This window comes from Micromonospora sp. A3M-1-15, from assembly GCF_024213425.1.
Lineage (GTDB): Bacteria > Actinomycetota > Actinomycetes > Mycobacteriales > Micromonosporaceae > Micromonospora > Micromonospora chersina.
In genome coordinates this window covers 321,716-344,164 of record NZ_JANAVK010000001.1, presented here as the reverse complement: position 1 = coordinate 344,164, position 22,449 = coordinate 321,716, and the positions used below count along the sequence as shown (strand labels likewise).

Below are 22,449 nucleotides of genomic sequence, written 5' to 3'. Positions count from 1 at the left end.
CGCCTCAGGGTTTGGTGGCCCGGTACCACTCCGCCGCGCCCGGGTGCAGCGGCAGCGGGGTGGTGACGATCGCGGCCCGGGGACTCATCCGGCCGGCCGCCGGGTGCGCGGCGGCCAGCTCCTCCCGGCGCTCCATCAGCAGCCGGGTCACCTCACGCACCAGCTCCGCGGGCAGGTCGGCGCGGACGATCAGGTAGTTCGGGTTCGCCACCGTGCTGACCGGGTCCGCCCCGTAGACCGAGCGGGGGATGTCCCGGGTCACGTAGACCTGCCCGTAGCCGCTGCGCAGCGGCTCGGTCCACTCGCCCAGGTCGACCATCCGGACCGAGGTGCGCCCGGCCAGCTCGGCGACGCCGCGGACCGGCAGGCCGCCGGAGAAGAAGAAGGCGTCGATCCGGCCGGCGCGCAGCGCCGCCACCGAGTCGTCCAGGCCGAGGTGCTCCTGGACCACCGTGCCGCCGAGCTGGGCCACGGTGAGCAGCCGGGTGGCGGTGACCTCGGTGCCGGAGCCGTCGGCGCCCACCGACACCCGCCGTCCGCGCAGGTCGGCGAGGGTGCGTACCGGACCGCCGGCGGTGGTGACGAGGTGCAGCAGGTCGTCGTAGACCCGGGCCACGGCGAGCACCGTGGGGTGCTCCGGCGCGTGCGGCGGCAGCACGTCTGCCTGGGTGAAGCCCAGCTCGGCCTCGCCGGAGCCGACCAGCCGGACGTTCTGCGCGGACGCCGCCGTGACCACCACGCTGGCCCGCACGCCGGGCAGCTCCCGGTTGAGCAGGGCGGCCAGCGACTGGCCGAAGGCGTGGTAGACGGCCGTGGGGCTACCGGTGGCGATCCGGATCCGCACCGGCTCGGTGGGCTCGTCCCGGCAGCCGGCCAGGCCGGCGAGCGCCGACACCAGCAGCAGCGCCAGCGCCGTCGCGGCGGCGGTCCGGCGTCGGCCGGGCACGGGCCAGTGTCGGTTCACGGGCTGCACTGTGCGCCGTGCACGGCCCGTCGCGCAACCCCGCCGGGCCGGCGGCCCGGCGGGGTTGCGGCCCGGTGGGGCGGAGCTGAGGGCTCCGCCCCACCGGATCCGGTATCAGCGCGTCACTCCCAGAAGTACTGCGTGGTGGAGGCCAGATGTCCGGGGACCACCTCCCCGTTGACGGCGAACTCGGTGTACGCCCAGTACTCGACGTTCTCCTCCAGCGGAGCGTTCGGTCGGAGCTTGTACGACGGGGTCGTGCCCCGTTCCACCCTGGCCGGCAGTTCCAGCGTGGCGGGGGCGTAGTGGCCGTCGCGGCTGAGGATCACGTGGCCGAGCCGGTAGTCGACGACCGGGCCGCCGGAGGCTTCCGCGAAGACGTACGCCGTGTAGGTGCCGGCTTCCGGCATGAAGACCCAGGCCCGCTCACTGCTGTGCCAGTCGGCGGCACTCCGGTACACCAGCTTGTCACCCTTGTACAGCCAGAGGTCGAGGTTGGTGTTCGGGTCGTCGGTGGCGGTCTCCACCACGATCCCGGCGCTGCCCGCCGGCACGGTGAAGGTGTGCGCCCGCACTCCGAGGGCCTCCGGGTCGAAGACGCCGCCGTTGACTCCCGCCGGCATCGAGTACGAGTTCCATTGGATGGGGGTGTACCCGGTCGACCGGCCGGAGATCTTGCCGGTGAAGCCCGGCTCCAGCAGCCCGTAGGCGCCGTTGACGAGCCGGCCGAACTCCTCCAGGTTGTCGTCGTAGATCCGGGGGGAGATGCCCCACGGGCGCGCGGCGACCGGAATCCGTACCTCGTGGGCGGTGCTGCGCCAGGTGATCGCGCCGGTGACATAGCGGTCCCACGGCGCGCTGCCGCGCCGCAGCGTGATGGTGACCGTGGCGGTCTTGCCCGGTGGCACCGTCACCGCCTTCGGCGACACGCTGACCTGCATGCCCGGCAGCCCGGTGACCGAGGCCTGGTACGTCTCCTGCCTGCCGCCGACGTTGGTCAGCTTGCGGGTCAGCGTCACCGACCTGGTCCCGTCGTACTCGCGCAGCGAGATCGACGGCAGGTTCAGGTCCCGGCCGTCCGGCTGGGCCGCCGCACCGAATGCGACCAGGTCCGCGGCGGCCGGCTCGATGACCAGCCCCGGGTCGTCGGCCCGGTCCAGGGCGAGCATGCCGCTGCCCTGGGCGAGCGGGTTGGCGGTGCCCACGGTGTCGGTGGCGGTGGTCCGCAGCGCCGAGGCGACCGCACCGGGCGACCAGTCGGGGTGCTCCGCCCGCAGGATCGCTGCCGCGCCGGCCACCTGCGGGGCCGCCATCGAGGTGCCGGAGTACGCGTCGTACTGCCGGCCGAAGTTACCGGGCGGGGAGACGGCCGCGATGATGTCGCTGCCCGGCGCGACCAGGTCGGGCTTCATGAGCCCGTTGTGCGTCTTGTCCGGCCCGGTCGACGAGTAGTCCGCGACGCTCGGCACGCCGGGGACGCTGGAGCCGTCACCGCCGGAGGTGACCAGCGCGGTGCCGTCGGTGGGGTGGCGCATCAGGTAGTTGAAGAGCTTGCCGGACTGCTCCCTGGTGTTCAGGTAGACCACCGGGAAGTCGTAGATCGAGTTGACCCGGAAGTTGCCCCAGGGGTCGAAGAGGATGAGCGCCGCGGCGCCGTTGGCCTTGGCCTCCGCCACCTGGCCGTACGGGTAGTCCAGGGCGCAGGCGAGCACCTTGCCCTTCACCTTCGCCGGGTCCAGGCCGTAGCAGTACGCCGAGCCGTCGTACAGACTGCCGGCCTGCTCGCCGAAGACCAGCGGGCGGGCCTGGCCACCGGGGAGGACGTCCAGCGAGGCGCCGACGATCTCGGTGCCGTTGCCGAGCTGGACCGTCCCCTCGTTCACGTTGGTCACCGCCGCGCCGACCGTGGTCACCCACGGCTGGGCGTTGCTGATCGCGCCGCTGAAGCCGTCGTTGCCGGCGGACGCCGAGACGAAGACCCCGGCCAGCGTGGCGTTGAGGAAGGCGGTGCCGATCGGGGTGTTCGGTTCCCAGTCCCCCAACTGCTTCCCGATCGAGTAGTTGAGCACCTGCACGCCGTCGGCGACCGCCGCGTCGATGCCGGCGATGATGTCGGCGTCGTACCCCGAACCGCCCCAGAGGACCTTGTAGACGGCGATCTGCGCGTCCGGCGCCACGCCGGAGATCGCACCGAAGTCCCGCCCCGAGATGGTGACGTGCTCGACGGGCAGTCCGGCCGCGGTCGACGCGGTGTGCGTACCGTGCCCGACCATGTCCCGGGGGGAGAGGTACTCGCCCTCCGGCAGTCCGCCCGTGGCGGCGAGGTACGTGTCGGCGAAGTACCGGGCGCCGACGATCTTGCCGTTGCAGTGTTCGACCACGAAGGCGTACCCGGTCTGGCAGGTGCCGTGCCAGCCCGCCGGGGCCGGCATGGCCTTGGCGAACGACGGGCTGTCCGGCCAGATGCCGGAGTCCAGGACGCCGATCACGATCCCGGCGCCGGTGTCGCTGCCCGGCTTCGACCCGGCGGGCGTCTGCACGGCGGCCGGCGCGGCACCGGTCGGCGCGGCGGGCGTCGGGGTGGGCGTGGCCTCGCCCGGCGATGCCTGGTTGATGCTGAACGCCCGGGAGGCGGTGACCGAACGGACCCGCTTGTCCCGCTTCAACGCGTCGACCTGGGTGGGAGTCAGCGTGGCGGAGAACCCGTCGAAGGCGGTGGTGTAGACCTGGTCGACCTTGACCTTGGCCGCCTCGGCCACGGCGCTGCGCTGGTTGCCCAGGTGCTGCCGGTACGCCTTCGCCGCCGCCGAGTGCGGCTCCAGCCGCTTGCCGGGCGCCGGGCGGGTCCGGGCCAGCCCCGAGATCCCGCCGGTGTACGTCGAAACCGGCTCCTCGGCCAGCTCGACGACGTAGCGCCCGGGGCCGGTGGGGGCGACCTCCGGCTTCGTGTCGGACTTCCCGGTTCGGCCCCCGCCGCCGGTCAGGTCCACCCGGTCGCCGTTCTCGGCCGGTGTGAAGTCGAGGCCGCTGTCCGCGACCCGGGGCGACCCGGTCGATGCTGCCGACGCCGTGCCCGCGCCGGCGACCGTGCCGGCGCCGGCCAGGGTGAGGACCAGCAGCGGTATCGCGAGTCCCCTTCGGCGCCGGGTACCACTCGTGCTCGTAGCCACGAGGCTCCTTCCAGAACCAGTGCTTGGAAGCGCTCCCAAGCGTGGACGCACCCCCTCGATGCGGAGGAGTGCCGACGCCACCCCAACCGGTTCGGTTCACCACCATTGGCGGGCTGCGATTCGTCGTCGGCAACCTGGATGACGTTCAAGCAGACGCTAAGGTCGACGACCCTGGTCGACCAGGCAAGATCACCGGCAATTTGCCGTGTCGGGCCCCGGGCCGGGGGCGAGCAGCCGCCGAGCCCGAGCCGCCCGCGCCTGGTCGCCGTCGGCCTCGAAGTCCCGTACCGCGTCCAGCAGGACCCGCTCCCCGCGGGAGTCGCCGGCCCGCAGCAGCGCCTCGGCGAGGCCCAGCGCGGCTTCACCCGAACCGTACGGGTCGCCCCCGGCCGCGAAGTCGGCGGCTGCCGCCTCCATCGAGGCGATCGCCTCGGGCCACTGCTCCAGGTCCGCGTGGGCCCGTCCGAGCCGGTCGTGGATCCAACCCGTCAGGGGTCGACTGGCGAGGCGGTGGTGGGCCGGTAGATCCACCATGGCGGCCTGCCAGTCGTCGAGCGCGCGCCGGAGGTGGGTGAGCGCGGCTCCGGCGTCGCCACGCTGGCGCCGGATGTCGGCCAGGGTGTACGACGCGATGATCCGCCCGGTCAGGTCCCCCGCGCCGGTCAACTCGCGCAGTGCCCGAGCACAGACCTCGGCGGCGCCCGCCAGGTCGCCGGCGCGGTAGCGCTCGCCCGTGAGGTAGAAGCACGCCCAGCCGAGGTTGCGCCGGTCACCAGCCGCGGCGGCCAGTCGAAGGGCCTCGCGGTGCTGCGCGACCGCGTCCGCCGGTCGGTCCAGCACCATGGTCTGGACCCAGCCCAGGGCGTTGCGCTGTGCGGCCTCCGCCACCGTGTCGCCGCTGGCCTGCGCCGCGGTGACGGCGAGGCCGAACAGCTCCGACCAGTCGATCACGTGGTGGTAGCGGTCCGAGTACCAGTAGAGCGCGTCGGCGGCGGCGATCACGTCCCGGTGCCGCCCGGTCGCCGCGGCCTGCCGCACGGCCCACCACCAGCCGTGCCGCTCGGCGGTGAGCCACGCCATGGCGGCATGGACACCGCCGAACGCGGTGTCGGCGGCCGGTTCCCGCCTGGGGTCGGGGTCGAGCCATCGGCCGGCGACCTCCACCATCCCGAGCAACCACGCCCGGACCCGGGCGGCGGCCTCGTCGCGATCCACCGGCGGTTCCTCGGCGGCGAGGCGCTCGGCGGCGAAGACGCGAAGCAGATCGTGCAGCAGGTAACGGTCGGGCGCCGCCGCCGGTGACAGGAGGCTCGCGTCCGCCAGCGTCTCCAGCGCCGCCTCGGCGGCGCCGACGTCGACCCCCAGCAACCGGGCCACCGGGGCGGCGGAGTAGTCCGGCCAGGGCAGCAATGCGAGCCGGCGCAGGGTCCGCCGCGCGATCTCCGGCAGCTGGTCGTACGACAGGCTGAACCCGGCGCGGAGCCGGGCGTCGCCGGGATGCAGCAGGTCGAGGCGGCGGGTCTCGTCACGGATCCGCTCGACCAGCCAGCCGACGCTCCAGGACGGGCGGGAGGCGAGCCGGTTGGCCGCCACCCGCAGGGCGAGGGGCAGTCCGGTGCACAGCCGGACGAGTTCGGTGGTGGCTTCCGGTTCGGCGGACACCCGATCGGCGCCGACGATCTCCTCGAGCAGCCTCGTCGCGGTGGCCTCATCGAGGTCCGTGAGACGCAGCCGGCCGGTGCTCTCCAGCCCGCCGAGGCTGAACCGGCTGGAGACCAGCGTCAGCCAGCCGGGACCCGTCGGGAGCAGGGGTCGTACCTGCGCCTCGGTGGCGGCGTTGTCGAGCACCAGCAGGCCGGGACGGGTGGCGGTCAGCATCCGGTAGAGGGCGAGCCGTTCGCCCGGGCCGGGCGGCAACGGCCCGCCCCGGCCGCCACGCAGGGTGGTGAGCAGCTGTTCCATCGCCTGGTCGGCCGAGAGCGGCGCCAGGTCCATGCCGCGCAGGTCGACGTGGCACGCGACACCGGGTATCTCCGCCGCGAGGGCGTGCGCGGCCCGCACGACCAGGCTGGTCTTGCCGACGCCCGGCTGGCCGCTGATCACGACCGTGGCGTTGCCCCCCGGCTGTCCGGCGAGGCACCGTGCCTGCGCGACCAGCTGGTCCAGTTCGGCCTGCCGACCGACGAAGTCGGGCACCACCGGGGGGAGGCTGCTGTGCTGCCAGGCCGGCGCCGGAGCGGTCCCGTGCACCGTCCGGAGCAGCCGGGCACGCGGTTCGCCGGTCAGGCCGAGCGCGTTCGCGAGTTCCTCCACGGTCCGGCGACGCGGGCGGGCGATCCGGGAGCCCTCCAGGTTGCGTACGGTCCGGACGGCCACCCCGGCCGTCTCCGCGAGCGCTTCCTGGCTGATCCGCGCCGCCATCCGGTGTTCGCGCAGCAGGGCCGCCAGCTGTCGCACGTCACCGGTGTGCCACCCCGACGCGGGCGGGACCGCATGGTCGGCGCTGGGGCGAAGCAAGCTGTGTCCACACTTTCGGTGACGTGTCGGCCCGCAGGTCGCGGCGCAACGAACGGACGCTAACCGGGCTCTGTTGCGCGCGTGTTGCCGCGGCACGGCGTGGCTCAGCAGGCCGCCGGGGCCAGCTTGGCGCTCTCGGTGATCCGCACCCGGTGCGGGCCGTTGGCCACGCTCACCAGGAAGCAGCCCGCGCCGGGCCGCAGCACCGCCGGGACCTCCAGCAGCGCCGCGCCCCGGACCAGCACCGCGGCCAGGTCCCGGTCGGCCAGCCGGATGCCGAGGCTGTGCCGGCGTACGTGCCGGCCGCCGGCCAGCAGCGCCGCCCGCCACGCCGCGGCGGCCAGCCGGGGCCGCCACACCCGGCGGGCCGTGGACGCCCCGGGGAAGGGTCCGCCGAGCAGCTCCCGGCGGCCCTGCCGCCAGCCGGCCTCCAGCAGGGTCGCGTACGCCGGCCGGTGCTCCCGGGGCACCGACAGCCGGTGCAGCTCGTACCGGCGGCGCAGGCCGCCCGTGGCCAGCTCGTGCTCCACCGGCACGTCCAGCCGGTGCAGCAGCTGCCGCATCCGGTGCGCCGCGTCCTCGCGGTTGAACTCGGCGATCCCGCCCCGGTACGCCCCGACGTCGAGCCGGCGCGCGTCGGTGGCCGGTGGCGGGGTGCAGCGCACCAGGCAGGCGACCTCGAAGGCGTCGGCCAGGGTGAGCCAGTCCAGTGGCGGGGGTGGTGACGACTGGCGGGGCCGGTCGAGCAGTGCGGTGGACTCGGGGGCCATCGGAACAGCTCCTTGGTCGGTGTCGGGGTTCCCTAACCGTGGCCCCCGCCGTCCGTGCCGCGAAACCGCTGCGACCGAGCCTTGAGCAAAATTTGCGGCAAGCCGCCCTCAGAGCTCGGTGACGACCACGTCGACCTGGCGGGGGCGGCCGGCCGCCCGCGGCTGCTCCTCGACCTGGTACTTCAGCTCGCGCAGCGCCCCGACCAGCGCGTCGGCGGTCCGCGGCCGGGCCCCGGCGGTGAGCAGGTCGCGGACCAGCCGGCCCTTGGTGGCCTTGTTGAAGTGGCTCACCACGGACCGGGTCGGCGCCCCGTCCACCTCCCGCTCGTGCAGCACCCGCACGGTCACGGTGCGCTCGGCGACCGCCCCGCGCGGCGCCCAGGTGGCCGCGTACGCGCCGGAGCGCAGGTCCAGCACCGGACCCTTCCCGGCGGCCGCCGCCATGGCCTCGGCCAGCGCCGTGCGCCAGTACGCCGACAGCGCCCCGACGCCCGGCAGCCGCGCCCCGACCGGGCAACGGTAGGGCGGGATCCGGTCGGTGAGGCGTACGGCGCCCCACAGGCCCGAGCTGACCAGCACCGAGCGGCGGGCCAGCCGCTCCGCCGCCGGAGGCAGCGTGGCCAGGTCGAGCGCCTCGTAGAGCACCCCCGTGTAGATCCGGCCGGCCGGCGCGGTGGCCGCCGCCCGCAGCCGCGCGTTGCGCCGCAGCTCGCCGCGCTGCCCCTCGCTCAGGCCCAGCGCCTCGCGGGCTGCCGCCTCGTCCGGGCCGGCGCAGAGGTCGACCAGGGCGGCCAGCACCTCCTCCCGGGCCGGGTTCAGCTCCGGCAGGGAGAGCTTCGACAGGTCCAGCCGCCGGCCGGTGCCGGCCTCGGCCTTCCCCTCCGACGGGGGCAGGAGGATGAGCATCGGCACAGCGTACGGGCCGGGTTCAGCGCCACGGCCGCACGGCGGCATCCGGGTGGTACACCCGATAGCCGCCGACCTCGGCCACCACCGCCGCGTCGGCCCGGTCGCCGAGCATCCGGCGCAGCCCGCGCTCCGCCGACGAGCCGACGGCCACCACGTACCCGGGCCGGGCCGCCCGCCCCACCTGCTTCCAGTACGCCGGATAGCGGTTCTGCCCCGGGCTCAGGTCGCCGTCGAGCACCGCGCAGGCCACCGCCTCGCCGGTGTTGAAGATCAGCCGGTTGCAGGTCCAGTAGTCCCCGTACACCTCGCGCAGCCCGGCCCGGCGCACCGCGTCGGCCAGCTCCCGGGCCTGCCGCTCCTCGGCGCGCAGCGACGGGGCGTCCGCCACGAACGCCGCGGTGCCGGCGAGGGTGGCGGCCGCCAGCGCGGCCAGCACCAGCCCGGCGAGCGCGCCGGCGAGCCGGGCCGCCCCGCCGGCGGTGGCCCGGACCGCGTGCGCGGCGGCGCGCCAGAGCGGCCAGAGCACCGCCGGCAGCGAGATCTGGAGCACCGACAGGTACCGGGAGTTGCCCAGCGGGTCCGTCGCGGCGAGGGGGCTGCGCACGTACGCCAGCAGGGTCAGCGCCGCCCCGGCGACCAGGGCGAGGACCGCCACGGCCCGGGTCCGCGCGGCCGGGTCCGTGGCCCGGCGGAACGCGACCAGCCCGAGCCCGGCGGCGGCCACCAGCAGCACCGGGTAGAGCAGCCCGAACCACTGCGCCCAGCGGGCGCAGCCGTCCATGGGGCAGAGCCCCGAGGCCAGCGGCACCCCCTCCAGCAGGCCGCCGTGCAGCCGCTCGGCCAGCGACGGCGTCGCGCCGTCCTTGGTGCTGATCTCCCGGAACACCGACAGCGAGTCCTGCCCGTCCGGGGCCACCAGGTTGTCCTTCACCATCGGCGCGACACCGAGCACGAAGCCCACCACGAGCAGCACCCCCGGCCAGCCCACCAGGTCCCGGGGCGCGGCCCAGAGCAGCAGCAACCCGGCCACCGCCAGGTACGGCACGATCAGCCAGTCCGACCAGAGCGCCACCCCGGCCAGCAGCCCGAACAGGCCGGTGGCCAGCCAGCGGTGCCGGACCCGACGCTCGCCGAGGGCCACCGCGATCAGCACCATCGCCAGCACCGCCGGCTTCACCTCCGGCCGGCCACCGACCGCCGTGAGCTGGTCGCGGACCACCCGCTCCGAGCCGAGCGCCAGCAGGCCCACCACGAAGGTGGCCAGCCAGGGGGAGAAGAGCCGGCGGGTCAACCGGTACGCCAGCCACAGGAAGACCGCGTAGAGCGCCAGCAGCGGCAGCCGCAGCAACGGCCAGCTCGCCCCGGCCCAGCCCACCAGCGGGGCCGCCAGGTAGGACTCCAGCATGCCCATGTAGCGCTGGCCGTAGAGGAAGACCGGCCGCTCGTTCCCGGTGGCGATGTGCAGGGCGGCCAGGCCGAAGGTCGCCTCGTCGCTGTTCGAGGTGGGCAGGGTGAGCAGCGTCAGCACCAGCCGGTAGCCCACCCCGGCCACACCGAGCAGCAACGCCACCAGCGCCGGCCGGTCCAGCGCCGGACGCCATCGTCCCGGCTCCCGCTCTGGTCTCGACACGACCAACGCCCCCGTCGTCGCCTCGACCGCAGTCTGTCACGCCCGGCGTCGGGCGGCGGGGGGATCGGCGCAGACCACTCGCGTGGCCGGTGCGCCCGGGTTGTGGCAGGGTGACAGCGTGCCACCCACACCACCGGACCAGCTGGCCGTGCCGCAACTGCACCGGGCCGCCCGCATCGAGGATGCCCTGCACGGCCTGGTGGAGCGCCGGCTGCGGCGCACCGGGTGGCAGGCCAACATCATCGCGTACGCCGGGTACGGCGCCCCCGGCTGGGCGCGGGTGCTCTGCCGGGTGCTGCTGGGTCGCCCCGACACCCGCCAGCGCGGCCGGCTGGAGAAGGTCCGGGGCTGGCGCAGCTTCACCACCCTGCCCGCCAAGCACGCCAAGGTCACCATCGAGGCGGGCGGCGTGACGCAGGAGGCGACCGCGGACCGCAGTGGCTTCGTCGACACCGTCATCAAGGCCGACTTCACCCCGGGCTGGGGCTGCGTACGCCTGAGCGTGGCCGACGCCGAGCCGGTGGAGGCGCTGGTCCGCATCCTCGACCCGGAGGTCCGGTTCGGCATCCTCTCCGACATCGACGACACGGTCATGGTGACCGCGCTGCCCAGGCCGCTGCTCGCCGCCTGGAACACCTTCGTCCTCGACGAGCACGCCCGGGCCGCCGTCCCCGGCATGGCGGTGCTGTACGAGCGCCTGGTCACCGCCCACCCCGGGGCACCGGTCTTCTACCTCTCCACCGGCGCCTGGAACGTCGCGCCGACGCTGACCCGGTTCCTCTCCCGGCACCTCTACCCGGCCGGTCCGCTGCTGCTCACCGACTGGGGGCCGACCGCCGACCGGTGGTTCCGCAGCGGCCGGGAGCACAAGCGGGCCACCCTGGCCCGGCTGGCCCGGGAGTTCCCCGACGTCCGCTGGCTGCTCATCGGCGACGACGGGCAGCACGACCAGGAGATCTACCGCGAGTTCGCCGCCGCCCACCCGGACAACGTGGCCGGGGTGGCGATTCGCCGTCTCTCGCCCACCCAGTCGGTGCTCGCCGGCAGCCTGCCCACCCCGCCGGGCCGCCCCTCCGCCGGCCCGGTGGGCCAGAAGTGGCTGGCCGCCCCCGACGGCGCCGGCCTCTGGAAACTCCTCCGCGAAGCTGGGCTGGTCTGAGCTTCCCTCTTGTGCCGATCATGAGGTTGACGGCGAAGCCGATCTCTCCGAGAACCGTCAACCTCATGATCGACGTCGCTCTGGTGGTCAGTGGGGCGTCATGCCGCGGGCCGGTGTCGGTGCCCGATCCCTCATTCGTTCGCACCGGTCATTGAGGCGTCGGCATCGGCGCTGGGGTCGGTCATGCCGGCGTCGGTGCCCGGGTCCTCGGTGACCGGGTCGGTTGCGGTTGAGCCGGCGGGTTCGCTGCTGCTGCCGTCCCGTGCGCCTTCCTGCTGGTCGGCGCCGTTCTGCCCGCCTGCGTCGCCGACGCCCTGGCCGGGGTCGGACGGGGCGCAGCCCGGCACGCTCGGGTCGGCGACCATGTAGACCTGGCCCTGGCCACCCTGGTTCACGCCCTCACCGGCCTGGTTCATGCCCTTGTTCCGGCCGGGAGCCTGGTCGGCGCCCCGGCCCTGACCCTGACCGACGTCCTGGCCCTGGCCGCTCTGGCCCTGACCGACGTCCTGGCCCTGGCCGCGCTGGTCGCGGGCGGCCTGGCGGGCGGCGCGGATCTGCTGGACGATCGCCCGGAGCTGCTGGATGCGCGCTCGGACCTGCTGAAGCCGCTGCGCGACCCGCTTCCCGGCGGCTGCCGCCTGGCCATCGTCGGCCGCCTGGTCGCCGTCCGCGGCCTGGTCGCCGTCTGCGGCCTGGTCGCCGTCCTGCTGCCCATCGGCCGCCTGACCGTCCTGCTGCTCGGCCTGGCCCTGCTGGTCCGCTGCCGCCTCGCCGCCGTTCTGCTGGCCCGCGCCGTCCTGCTCCTCGGCACCCTGCTGATCGCCCGGCGCCCCGCCTGCCTGTTGGCCGTCACCTGCCTGCTGGCCATCGTCCGCCTGCTGGGCCGCCTGCACGATGGCGGCGATCTGCCCCAGGAGGCCGCCGATCGCGTTGATGATGCCGGCGGCCCGCTCCGCGCCGCCCGCCGCACCAGCCGCACCACCAGCCTTGCCGGCTCCACCAGCCTTGCCGGCTCCGCCCGCATTGCCAGCCGCACCAGCATTGCCAGCCGCACCGGCGTTGCCAGCCGCACCGGCGTTGCCGGCTTCGCCGGCCGTGGACCCGGCCTTTCCGGCCTGTGCCTCCCGGGCGCCCTGCACGATGCCGCGTACCTCGTTGACGAGGCCAGCGAGCCGCTTCACCCGTGCCCCGGTGACCTGCGGGTCGACGAGCTGCCCGGAGCGCTCGCCGGCCATCTGCTCGGTCATCGCCCAGGCGCGGCCGAGCTGAGTGCCCATCGCCTGCTCCCACGGCACGCTCGGGCAGGCCGCACCGGCCACCTCGACCGTCCCGGTGCAGCCGGCGGCGGTCCGGCGCTGCTGGATGAGGTCGACCACGGCCTGCCGGTTGGCGATCCGGCCCGCCGAGTTGGCGTCCGGGTTGCGGCGCTGGTCGGCGATGAAGGTCAGGTTGTTGCGCAGCGCCGTGTCCAGGCCCTGGCAGTTCTCGGCCGCCTGGCCGGTGCCGGTGGCGACCGCGAACGCCGCGCCGGCCGTCATGGCCAGCGCCACGCCGCCCGCGATCTTCCGGTTCCGGGACGGGCCCGCCATTCCCCGTCGCCTGGTTGTGCCTCTGCTCCACGCCATCGAAGCTCCTCCGCCTCGTCCGTCACGGGTGTCCGGCATCCGTTCAGCGGTACGGAGGGTGACGCACGTCCGTTCAGGTCGATCGCGGCTCCGCGCGACATCTCCACGCAGCGTAGGGATCGCGGGCGATGGCGCTACTCTCCGCGCACATCGGGCGCGGCGCCCGGAGATCTTGGCGAGTTACCGTTCGCCACGAACGGCAACTCGCCAAGATCCGGCAGCGGGCAGCGGCGGGAAGGGGGCAGAGGGCTGGTCTCAGGCGGGGCGGAGCCAGAGGACGCCGAGGGGCGGCACCCGCAGCGCCGCCGACGCCGGCATGCCGTGCCAGGGCACGCTCTCGGCGTGCACCGTGCCGAGGTTGCCCACCCCCGACCCGCCGTAGTGGTGGGCGTCGGTGTTGAGCAGTTCGGTCCAGGCGCCGCCGGCGGGCAGGCCGACCCGGTAGCCCTCCAACGGCAGCGCGGAGAAGTTGGCCACGCAGACGAGGGTCTGGCCGTCGGGGGCGATCCGGATGAACGAGACGGTGTTGTTGGCGACGTCGTCCCCGGCGATCCAGCGGAAGCCGGCCGGGTCGGTGTCCTGGGTCCAGAGCGCCGGGGTGGCCCGGTAGGCCCGGTTCAGGTCGCCGACGAGCCGTTGCACGCCGGCGCGCGCCGGGTCGTGCAGCAGGTACCAGTCGAGGCCGCGTTCCTCGCTCCACTCGCGGTCGTCGGCGAGTTCGCAGCCCATGAAGAGCAACTGCTTGCCGGGGTGCGCCCACATGTACGCGAGCAGCGCCCGCACGTTGGCCAGCCGCTGCCACGTGTCGCCGGGCATCTTGCCGGTCAGGGAGCCCTTGCCGTGCACCACCTCGTCGTGGCTGATGGGCAGCACGTAGTTCTCGCTCCAGGCGTACGCCAGGGAGAAGGTGAGCTGGTGGTGGTGGTGCTGGCGGTAGATCGGGTCCTTGGAGGTGTAGAGCAGGGTGTCGTGCATCCAGCCCATGTTCCACTTAAAGCCGAAGCCCAGCCCGCCCTCGGCGGTGGGGCGGGTGACGCCCGGCCAGGCGGTGGACTCCTCGGCGACCATCACCACCCCGGCGTGGTGCTTGTAGACGGTGGCGTTGACCTCCTGGAGGAACGCGATGGCCTCCAGGTTCTCCCGGCCGCCGTGCACGTTGGGCGCCCACTGGCCCTCCTGGCGGGAGTAGTCCAGGTAGAGCATCGAGGCGACCGCGTCGACCCGCAGCCCGTCGACGTGGAACTCGTCCAGCCAGTAGAGGGCGTTGGCGACCAGGAAGTTGCGGACCTCGCGGCGGCCGAAGTCGAAGACGTACGTGCCCCAGTCGGGGTGCTCGCCGCGGCGCGGGTCGGGGTGCTCGTAGAGCGGGGTGCCGTCGAAGCGGGCGAGGGCCCACTCGTCCTTGGGGAAGTGCGCCGGCACCCAGTCGAGGATGACCCCGATGCCGGCCTGGTGCAGCCGGTCGACCAGGTGGCGGAACTCGTCGGGGTCGCCGAACCGGGCGGTGGGGGCGTAGTAGCCGGTGACCTGGTAGCCCCAGGAGCCGCCGAACGGGTGCTCCATGACGGGCAGGAACTCGACGTGGGTGAAGCCCAGCTCGGTGACGTACGCGGTGAGCTGCTCGGCCAGCTCCCGGTAGCCGAGGCCGGGGCGCCAGGAGCCGAGGTGCACCTCGTAGACGCTCATGGGCTCCTGGTGCGGCTGCCGGCGCGCGCGGCGGGCGAGCCAGTCGGCGTCGCCCCAGGCGTACCGGGAGTGGTGCACCACTGAGGCGGTGGCGGGCGGTACCTCGGTGCGGGCCGCGAGCGGGTCGGCCTTGTCCCGCCAGTGCCCGTCGGCGCCGAGGATCCGGTACTTGTAGCGGCTGCCGACGGATGCGGCGGGCACGAAGACCTCCCACACCCCGCTCGATCCGAGCGAGCGCATCGGCCAGCCGTCGTCCGGCCCCCAACCGGTGAAGTCGCCGATGACTCGCGCCCCGCGGGCGTTGGGCGCCCAGACGGTGAACGCCACGCCCTCGTCGAAGACCCGGGCGCCGAGCGCCTCCCAGAGCCGCTCGTGCCGGCCCTCGCCGATGAGGTGCAGGTCCAGCTCGCCGAGGGTGGGCGGGTAGCGGTAGGGGTCGTCGTGCACCGCGCCGTCGACCTCGACCCGGTAGTCGAGCACCTCGCCGGGCAGCACGGCCTCGAAGACGCCCCCGTCGTGCACCCGCTTCATGGGGTGCCGCTCGTCGCCGGCGATGACGGCCACGTCGGCCGCGCCCCGGCGGAGGGTGCGGATGGTGGTGCGCCCGTCGGCGGGGTGCGCGCCGAGCGTGGCGTGCGGGTCGTGCGTCTCGCCGGCGATCAGCTGGTCCATCGTGCGTCGTCCTTCGCGGCCGGTGCGGTCGGGGCGGTGCCGCCGGAGAGGTCGGCGGGTACGTCTTCGACGGTCAGGTCGGGCGCCGCCGGGGCCGGCGGCGCGGCCTCGGGCTCGGCCGGCGGGGCGGGCCGCCGCACGGTGAGCACGTGCGCGGGTTGCAGGTACGGGTCGAGCCGCACCGCGTTGCGCTGCCCCCAGTCGTAGTCGGCGCCGGTCAGCTCGTCGTGCACGGTGAACCGCTCGTGCCAGTCGAAGCCGAGCGCCGGCATGTCCAGGGTGGTGTTGCCCCACTGCACGGCGCGGGAGTCGAACGAGCAGACCACGATCACCGTGTTGCCGGTGTCCGGGTCGTGCTTGGACCAGCAGAGCAGCGCCGGGTTGTCGATGTCGTGGAAGCGCAGGTTGCGCAGCTGGTGCAGGGCGGGGTTGTCCCGGCGGACCCGGTTGAGGGTGGCGATGAACGGGGCGAGCGAGCGGCCCTGCTCCTGGGCGCCCGCCCAGTCCCGGGGGCGCAGCTCGTACTTCTCGTTGTCCAGGTACTCCTCGGCGCCGGGGCGGGCGACGTGCTCGAACAGCTCGTAGCCGGCGTACATGCCCCAGGAGGGGGAGAGCAGCGCGGCCAGCACCGCCCGGATCTTGAACATCGGCGGGCCGCCGTGCTGGAGCGACTCGTGCAAGATGTCGGGCGTGTTCGGCCAGAAGTTGGGCCGCATGTAGTCGGCCGCCGCGACCAGCTCCGCGCAGTACTCCCGCATCTCGGCCGCCGACGTGCGCCAGGTGAAATAGGTGTACGACTGGGTGAAGCCGATCTTCCCGAGCCCGTGCATGATCGCCGGGCGGGTGAACGCCTCGGCGAGGAACAGCACGTCCGGGTCGACCTTCTTGACCTCCCGGATCAGCCAGTGCCAGAAGTCGAACGGCTTGGTGTGCGGGTTGTCGACCCGGAAGATCCGGATGCCCTCGCCGACCCAGTGCAGCACCACCCGCAGGATCTCCGCCCGGATGCCCTCCGGGTCGTTGTCGAAGTTCAGCGGGTAGATGTCCTGGTACTTCTTCGGCGGGTTCTCCGCGTACGCGATGCTGCCGTCGGCCCGGGTGGTGAACCACTCCGGGTGCTCGGTCACCCACGGGTGGTCCGGGGCGCACTGCAACGCCAGGTCCATGGCCACCTCCAGCCCCTGCTCGGCGGCGGCGGCGATGAAGTCGCGGAAGTCCTCCGGCGTGCCCAGGTCGGGGTGGATGGCGTCGTGGCCGCCCTCGGCGGCGCCGATCGCCCACGGCGAGCCGACGTCGTCCGGCCCGGCGGTGAGCGCGTTGTTCGGGCCCTTGCGGTTGACCCGGCCGATCGGGTGGATCGGCGGCAGGTAGAGCACGTCGAAGCCCATGGCGGCGACGCCGGGCAGCCGGTCCAGGGCGGTCACGAAGGTGCCGGAGCGGGCGGGCGCGTCGACGGTGGCCGGGATGGCGCCCTCGGAGCGGGGGAAGAACTCGTACCAGGCGGAGAACAGCGCCCGGGGCCGGTCGACCCAGAGGCTGTGCTCGTCGCCGGTCGTGACCAGCTCGCGGACCGGGTGGTCCCAGAGCAGCGGGGCCAGGTCGAGCGCCGGGCCGACCCGGCGGGGCAGCTCCTCGTCGTCGTCGCGCAGCGCGGCGACCGCGGCCCGGACCCGGTCCAGCTCGTCCTTCGGCACGAGGTCGAGTGCGGCTTCCAGCACCCGGGCGCCCTCGGCCAGGTCGTTGGCCAGCTCGGCCGGGCCCTGGCCGGCGGCGACCTTCTTGGTGACGGCGTTCTGCCAGGTCAGGTACGGGTCCTGGAACGCCTCCACGGTGAACCGCCAGGTGCCGACCGCGTCGGGTCGGATGGTGGCGTGCCAGCGGTCCTGGCCGGGCTCGCCGGGGCGCATCCGGGTGAACGGGCGGGCGGCGCCGTCCGGGCCGAGCCAGACCACGTTGCAGCCGAGCGCGTCGTGGCCCTCGCGGTAGGCGCGGGCCGACACGGGCACGATCTCGCCGACCACCGCCTTGGCCGGGTAGCGACCGCAGGCGACGACGGGGGAGACGTCTTCGATCGGGAACCGTCCAGTCACCGGTTCAACCTACTGCGCGAGATCGCTTCGCGCTCGGGTCAGCCGGCGGCGCCCACCGACCGATACACCTCCAGCGTGCGCTGCGCGATGGTGTCCCAGGAGAAGTGTTCGACGGCCCGGCGGCGGCCGGCGAGACCGAACTCCTCGGCCCGCTTCGGGTCGGCCAGCAGGTCGTTGATCGTCGCCGCCAGGTCGGCCACGAAACGCTCCGGGTCCAGCGGCCGGCCGCTGCCGTCGCCCGCCTGCTCGATGGGGACCAGCAGCCCGGTCTCCCCGTCGGCGACCACCTCGGGGATGCCGCCGGTGGCGGTGGCCACCACGGCGGTCTCGCACGCCATGGCCTCCAGGTTGACGATGCCCATGGGTTCGTAGACCGACGGGCAGACGAAGATGGTGGCGTGGGTGAGCACCTGGATCACCTCGTGCTTGGGCAGCATCTCGGCGATCCAGATCACGCCCGAGCGGCCGGCCCGCAGCTCGGCGACCAGGCCCTCCACCTCGGCGGCGATCTCCGGCGTGTCGGGGGCCCCGGCCAGCAGCACGAGCTGAGTGTCGGCGGGCAGCTCCCGGGCCGCCCGCAGCAGGTACGGCAGGCCCTTCTGCCGGGTGATCCGGCCGACGTAGACCACGCTGGGGCGGGCCGGGTCGATGCCGAGCCGGTCCACCACGTCGGTGCCCGCGTCCGGGGTGTACTGCGCGGTGTCGATGCCGTTGTAGACCACGCGCACCCGGTCGGGGTTGACCTCCGGGTACGCGGTCAGCACGTCCCGCCGCATCCCCTCGCTCACCGCGATGACCGTGTCGGCGGCCTCGAACGCGGTCCGCTCGCACCAGGAGGAGAGCGCGTAGCCGCCGCCGAGCTGCTCGGCCTTCCACGGGCGCAGCGGTTCCAGGCTGTGGGCGGTGACCACGTGCGGCACCCCGTGCAGCAGCTTCGCGGTGTGCCCGGCCAGGTTGGCGTACCAGGTGTGGCTGTGCACCACGTCGGTGCCGGCCGCGCCGGCGGCCATCTCCAGGTCGACGCCCATGGTGCGCAGCGCGGCGTTCGCGCCGGCCAGGGCCGCCGGCTCGGCGTACGCGGTGACGCCCGGCTCGTCGCGGGGCGCGCCGAAGCAGTGCACCCGCACGTCGGCGAGGCGGCGCAGCTCGCGCGCGAGGTACTCGACGTGCACCCCGGCGCCGCCGTAGACCTCCGGCGGGTACTCGCGGGTGAGCAGGTCGACACGCAGCCGGGCGGAATCGCTCATGACCGGCACCCTAGCGTGCTTTCCCCCGCCGCACCGGGTGCGGAAACGTGCCCGTACGAGTGGTGAAGTCGGTGCGGGATGGATAGCGTCTGAGCATGGCTGCCAAGGTGCTCGCGATCGTCCTGGCCGGCGGAGAGGGCAAGCGCCTGATGCCCCTCACGACCGACCGGGCGAAGCCGGCCGTCCCCTTCGGCGGGATGTACCGCATGGTCGACTTCGTCCTCTCCAACCTGGCCAACGCCGGCTTTCTCAAGATCGTCGTGCTCACCCAGTACAAGTCCCACTCGCTGGACCGCCACATCACGCAGACGTGGCGGATGTCGACGATGCTCGGGAACTACGTCACCCCGGTGCCGGCGCAGCAGCGCCGCGGCCCGTGGTGGTTCGCCGGCTCGGCCGACGCGATCTACCAGAGCTTCAACCTGATCAACGACGAGCAGCCGGACCACGTGATCGTCTTCGGCGCCGACCACATCTACCGGATGGACCCGCGGCAGATGGTGGAGGACCACATCGCCTCCGGCGCCGCGGTCACCGTGGCCGGCATCCGGCAGCCGCTGTCGATGGCCGACCAGTTCGGGGTCATCGAGGTCGGTGAGGACGGCCGGCGGATCCGGGCGTTCCGCGAGAAGCCCACCGACGCCGTGGGGCTGCCCGACGCGCCCGACCAGATCTACGCCTCGATGGGCAACTACGTCTTCAGCACCAAGGCCCTCTGCGAGGCGGTCGAGCGCGACGCCGAGGACAAGACCAGCAAGCACGACATGGGCGGCAGCATCATCCCCATGCTGGTCGAGCGCGGCGAGGCCAACGTCTACGACTTCAAGGACAACGAGGTGCCGGGCAGCACCGACCGGGACCGCGGCTACTGGCGGGACGTGGGGACGCTCGACTCCTTCTACGACGCACACATGGACCTCATCAACGTCCACCCGGTGTTCAACCTCTACAACTTCGACTGGCCGATCTACAGCAACCAGCCGCCGTACCCGCCGGCCAAGTTCGTGCACGCCTGGGGCGAGCGGGTCGGCCGCGCGGTCAGTTCGATGGTGTCGCCCGGGTCGGTGATCTCCGGCTCGCTGGTGGAGAACTCGATCGTGGCCCCGCGGGTGAAGGTGCACTCCTGGGCGCACGTGGACGGCGCGGTGCTCATGGAGGGTGTCGAGATCGGCCGGCACGCGGTGGTCCGCCGGGCCATCCTGGACAAGAACGTCTACGTGCCGGAGGGCGCCGAGATCGGCGTCGACCTGGAGAAGGACCGCCAGCGGTACACCGTCTCCGACAACGGCATCGTCGTCATCGGCAAGGGCCAGCGCGTCGAGCCCTGATCCACCCGCACTTCGCAAGGAGGTTCCGACCGTGGCCCACCCCCGTGCCGGCCAGCCCGCCGAGCCCGCCGACCTGGTCGACGTGCCCCGGCTGGTCACCGCCTACTACGCCGGGCACCCCGACCCGACCGACCCGGCGCAGCAGGTCTCGTTCGGCACCTCCGGGCACCGCGGGTCGAGCCTGCGCAACGCCTTCAACGAGGACCACATCCTCGCCGTCACCCAGGCGCTCTGCGACTACCGGCGGGAGCAGGGCCTTTCCGGCCCGCTCTTCCTGGCCCGGGACACCCACGCGCTCTCCGCCCCGGCGGAGGCCAGCGCGCTGGAGGTGCTCGCCGCCAACGACGTCACCGTGCTGGTGGACAGCCGGGACGGCTACACCCCCACGCCCGCGCTGTCGCACGCCATCCTCACCCACAACCGGGGCCGCACCGCCGGGCTCGCCGACGGCATTGTGATCACGCCGTCGCACAACCCGCCCGACGACGGCGGCTTCAAGTACAACCCCACCCACGGCGGGCCCGCCGACACCGACGTCACGAAGTGGATCCAGGACCGCGCGAACAGCATCCTCGCCGCCGGGCTCAAGGAGGTGAAGCGCATCCCGTACGCGCGGGCGCGCGCCGCCGACACCACCGGCGAGTACGACTTCCTCGCCCGGTACGTCGACGACCTGCCCGCCGCGCTGGACATCGCCGCGATCCGGGACGCCGGGGTGCGCATCGGCGCCGACCCGATGGGCGGGGCGAGCGTGGCGTACTGGGGGGAGATCGCCGAGCGGCACCGCCTCGACCTCACGGTGATCAACCCGACGGTCGACCCGACCTGGCGGTTCATGACCCTCGACGGCGACGGCAAGATCCGGATGGACTGCTCGTCGCCGAACGCGATGGCCTCGCTGATCGCGGCCCGCGACCGGTTCGCGGTCTCCACCGGCAACGACGCCGACGCCGACCGGCACGGCATCGTCACGCCCGACGGTGGCCTCATGAACCCCAACCACTACCTGGCCGTGGCCATCGGCCACCTGTTCCGGACCCGCGAGCAGTGGGGGCCGGCGGCGGCGGTCGGCAAGACGCTGGTCTCCTCCTCGATGATCGACCGGGTCGCCGCCGACCTGGGCCGCCCGCTGCTGGAGGTGCCGGTCGGCTTCAAGTGGTTCGTGCCCGGCCTGCTCGACGGGGCGGTCGGCTTCGGCGGCGAGGAGAGCGCCGGCGCCTCGTTCCTGCGCCGCGACGGCAGCACCTGGACCACCGACAAGGACGGCATCCTGCTCTGCCTGCTCGCCTCGGAGATCATCGCCACCACGGGGAAGACCCCGAGCGAGCACTGGGCCGGGCTGGCCGAGCGCTTCGGTGCGCCCGCGTACGCCCGGATCGACGCCCCGGCCAGCCGGGAGCAGAAGGCGGTGCTGGCCAAGCTGTCGCCCGAGCAGGTGACCGCGACCGAGCTGGCCGGCGAGCCGATCAGCGCGACCCTCACCACGGCGCCAGGCAACGGGGCGTCGATCGGCGGGCTCAAGGTGACCACCGAGTCGGGCTGGTTCGCCGCCCGGCCGTCGGGCACCGAGGACGTCTACAAGATCTACGCCGAGTCGTTCCGGGGGCCGGAGCACCTCACCCGGATCCAGGACGAGGCGAAGGCGCTGGTCTCCGAGGTGCTCGCGCGGGCCTGACCCGCCGGGTCAGCAGGGCGGTTCCAGCTCCCGCTGGTCACGCTCCCGGCGCAGCTCCTCGGGCAGCAGCTCGCGGAGCTGGTCGGGCAGGAAGGGCAGGTCGAGCAGGCTCAGCTTGAGCTGGTTGCGTTCCTGGTAGCGCTGCGGGTCGAAGCGGACCACCCGTCCCGCGTCCCGGCGGTAGCGGATCTGCACCGCTCCCTCGGTCGCCGCCTCCTTGATCACCAGCCCGTCCATCTCGACGGCGACCGCCGCCGAGTTCGGCCGGAGGTCGAGCCGGATGCTCTCCTCCGGGGCGAGCACCACCGAGCGGGAGATGCCCGCCATGGGCGCCGACGGCGTCACCACGACGGCGTCCGCCGCCGGCGAGATCAGCGGGCCGCCCGCCGCGTAGCTGTACGCCGTCGAGCCGGTCGGCGTGCTGACCACCAACGCGTCGCAGCGGTAGTAGCCGTACCGCTGGCCGTCCACCGCGAGGGTGGCGGTGACGAACCCGGAGCCGGGCTGGCGGACCAGCGCGATGTCGTTGAAGGCCACCACGTCGTCGCCGCACACGTCGCAGGCGAGGCAGGCGTGCGACTCGACGGTGAAGTCCTTCGCCGCGAGCCGGCTCAGCGCCTCCGGCAGGTCCGGGGGCTCGACCTCCACGAGGAAGCCGAGCCGGCCCAGGTGCACGCCGAGCACCGGCTTCGGGTCGCGCACCGCCATGCGCAGCGCGCCCAGCATGGTCCCGTCGCCGCCGATGCTGATCAGGGCGTCGGCGCGGACGGCCAGCTCGTCCGCGGGGACGGGCTCGACGCAGGACGGCACCCGGTGCTCGTCCTCGGCGCGGACCAGCAGCGTCTTGCGGTGGCCCGACGCCCACCGCTCGATGATCCCGACCACCTCGGAGACGTCCCGGGTGGGGTGTAGCACCAGACCCAGTCCCGCCACCCGTACAGCTCACCACATCCGGGGCCGGTCGGCGGGGCGTACGGGCAGGCGCGCCGGCGGCGGGACCACCGCCG

At 73.8% G+C, this 22,449-nt stretch carries 13 protein-coding genes and 1 pseudogene; 3 read left to right on the top strand and 11 right to left on the bottom strand.

Annotated features, from left to right (window positions below; all coding sequences use genetic code 11):
• Window positions 1-4: 4 nt before the first annotated feature.
• From NLX85_RS01600 to NLX85_RS01575, 6 genes and pseudogenes are all read right to left on the bottom strand, one after another.
• The gene (locus NLX85_RS01600; protein WP_254331239.1) at window positions 5-964 is read right to left on the bottom strand and encodes a TAXI family TRAP transporter solute-binding subunit; all 960 of its coding nucleotides are present in this window, start codon (window positions 962-964) and stop codon (window positions 5-7) included.
• Between the two features lie 122 nt (window positions 965-1,086).
• Window positions 1,087-4,134: a S8 family serine peptidase gene (locus tag NLX85_RS01595; protein ID WP_254331238.1), complete on the bottom strand. Its 3,048-nt coding sequence runs from the start codon at window positions 4,132-4,134 to the stop codon at window positions 1,087-1,089.
• Between the two features lie 189 nt (window positions 4,135-4,323).
• Window positions 4,324-6,591 (bottom strand): helix-turn-helix domain-containing protein, encoded by a 2,268-nt coding sequence (locus NLX85_RS01590; protein WP_254331237.1) that lies wholly within the window; start codon window positions 6,589-6,591, stop codon window positions 4,324-4,326.
• Window positions 6,592-6,755: 164 nt separating this feature from the next.
• Entirely contained in the window at window positions 6,756-7,421 is a 666-nt protein-coding gene (locus tag NLX85_RS01585) for a hypothetical protein (RefSeq protein WP_254331236.1), read from the bottom strand.
• A gap of 108 nt (window positions 7,422-7,529) precedes the next feature.
• Window positions 7,530-8,327: a peroxide stress protein YaaA gene (gene yaaA / locus NLX85_RS01580; protein ID WP_254331235.1), complete on the bottom strand. Its 798-nt coding sequence runs from the start codon at window positions 8,325-8,327 to the stop codon at window positions 7,530-7,532.
• A 22-nt stretch (window positions 8,328-8,349) separates the two neighbouring features.
• Window positions 8,350-10,000 (bottom strand): annotated as a pseudogene (locus tag NLX85_RS01575) (hypothetical protein).
• 78 nt (window positions 10,001-10,078) lie between these two features.
• Here NLX85_RS01575 and NLX85_RS01570 point away from each other — a divergent pair.
• Window positions 10,079-11,119: an App1 family protein gene (locus tag NLX85_RS01570; protein ID WP_212837085.1), complete on the top strand. Its 1,041-nt coding sequence runs from the start codon at window positions 10,079-10,081 to the stop codon at window positions 11,117-11,119.
• Between the two features lie 131 nt (window positions 11,120-11,250).
• Here the strand turns inward: NLX85_RS01570 and NLX85_RS01565 are convergent, their stop codons facing one another.
• The 4 genes from NLX85_RS01565 to glgA form a co-directional block, all read right to left on the bottom strand.
• Complete coding sequence (locus NLX85_RS01565; RefSeq protein WP_254331233.1) at window positions 11,251-12,708, bottom strand: hypothetical protein; 1,458 nt, start codon at window positions 12,706-12,708, stop codon at window positions 11,251-11,253.
• 291 nt (window positions 12,709-12,999) lie between these two features.
• Window positions 13,000-15,102 (bottom strand): 1,4-alpha-glucan branching protein GlgB, encoded by a 2,103-nt coding sequence (gene glgB / locus NLX85_RS01560; protein ID WP_254331232.1) that lies wholly within the window; start codon window positions 15,100-15,102, stop codon window positions 13,000-13,002.
• Window positions 15,090-17,192 carry an alpha-1,4-glucan--maltose-1-phosphate maltosyltransferase gene (locus NLX85_RS01555; RefSeq protein ID WP_254331231.1) on the bottom strand — a complete coding sequence of 701 codons (2,103 nt, stop codon included), beginning with the start codon at window positions 17,190-17,192 and terminating at the stop codon, window positions 15,090-15,092. Before NLX85_RS01555 ends, glgB begins: the two co-directional genes overlap by 13 nt.
• Window positions 17,193-17,230: 38 nt before the next feature.
• A complete protein-coding gene (gene glgA / locus NLX85_RS01550) occupies window positions 17,231-18,439 on the bottom strand; it encodes a glycogen synthase (protein WP_254331230.1) in 1,209 nt (402 codons plus the stop codon).
• A gap of 95 nt (window positions 18,440-18,534) precedes the next feature.
• On the opposite strand from glgA, the gene glgC reads away from it, so the two are divergent.
• A complete protein-coding gene (gene glgC / locus NLX85_RS01545; protein WP_254331229.1) occupies window positions 18,535-19,767 on the top strand; it encodes a glucose-1-phosphate adenylyltransferase in 1,233 nt (410 codons plus the stop codon).
• Between the two features lie 31 nt (window positions 19,768-19,798).
• A complete protein-coding gene (gene pgm / locus NLX85_RS01540; protein ID WP_254331228.1) occupies window positions 19,799-21,442 on the top strand; it encodes a phosphoglucomutase (alpha-D-glucose-1,6-bisphosphate-dependent) in 1,644 nt (547 codons plus the stop codon).
• A gap of 9 nt (window positions 21,443-21,451) precedes the next feature.
• Here the strand turns inward: pgm and NLX85_RS01535 are convergent, their stop codons facing one another.
• Window positions 21,452-22,375: an NAD(+)/NADH kinase gene (locus tag NLX85_RS01535; RefSeq protein ID WP_254331227.1), complete on the bottom strand. Its 924-nt coding sequence runs from the start codon at window positions 22,373-22,375 to the stop codon at window positions 21,452-21,454.
• Window positions 22,376-22,449: the final 74 nt, after the last annotated feature.